At 39.9% G+C, this 1,210-nt stretch carries 1 protein-coding gene; it reads right to left on the bottom strand.

The features are described 5' to 3' along the window. Positions 1–1,210: MFS transporter (locus tag ACFIK8_RS09040; RefSeq protein ID WP_375669228.1), on the bottom strand; the 1,210-nt coding region annotated here is incomplete at its 5' end.

Genomic DNA, 1,210 nt, shown 5'->3' on the forward strand with positions numbered 1-1,210 from the left:
CTAGTTGGATATTTCGTCGTCCGTAAATCCAACGAAACAGATTAGTGAAATAAAAGAGGAAAGAAGTAAATAATAGCCGATATAAGAAGTATCAAAATGTTGCACCAGATATTCTGCAATATAAGGTGCAAGAGATGCACCTACGATACCAGACAAGTTAAAAGTTATAGAAGAACCAGTGTATCGAATTGCTGTTGGATATGGTGAAGCCAAAACAGCACCAAGAGGACTATAGACTATTCCCATGATCGATAGGCCAATGATAGAAATTGCAAGGACCCCTAAGACTCCAGAGTTTAGGAAATAAGGAATTGCGAAAGAATAGATACCAGTAATTATGGTCACAAGAATCATCAAAGTTCTACGCCTAATACGATCAGCGAGTCTTCCAGTGATGACAGTAAAAACTCCACAGAAAATAGCACCGATGATTTCTACTTGAAGAGCCTGATAAAATGGCAATTGCAAGTGGTTTGTTGAATAGCTTAACAAATATGCGGTGACCAGATAAAATAAAACAAATGCTGCTATACCAGAAAATGTTCCAAGAAATAAGATTCGTGGACATTTTAAAAAAACCTCTATTATAGGGACGTGGACACGTTCTTTACGCTCAAGAGTTTTTTTGAACTCAGCAGTTTCATTGATTGAAAGGCGAACCCATAATCCCACAAGCATGAAAACGACTGATGCAATAAAAGGAATGCGCCATCCCCATGCTAAAAGTTCATCATGATCAAGGAAATTCAACAGACCTAAATAAACGGCAATAGATAAAAACAAACCGATTGGAACGCCTAATTGAGGAAACATCGCATACCACCCGCGTTTTTCCGGGGGAGCATTTTCTGTTGCAAGCAGAACGGCTCCTCCCCATTCGCCTCCTAATCCCATTCCTTGTCCAATACGGCACAATGTTAAGAGGAAGGGTGCCCACCATCCAGCTGTTTCATAGGTAGGAAGAAAACCAATAATGGCTGTTGATAGGCCCATTGTGAGAAGAGCAGCGATAAGGGTTGCTTTTCGTCCAATTTTATCTCCAAAATGTCCAAAAACAATTGACCCAAGGGGGCGTGCAAAAAAAGCTGCTCCAAAGATCAGGAAAGATTGCAAGATGGCTAGTTGGTCATTTTGTGTTGGAAAAAACAAATAAGGGAATATGAGAGCTGCGGCAGTTGCAAAGACATAAAAATCAAAGAACTCAATTGTT

The organism is Bartonella sp. MR168JLCBS, from assembly GCF_042194175.1.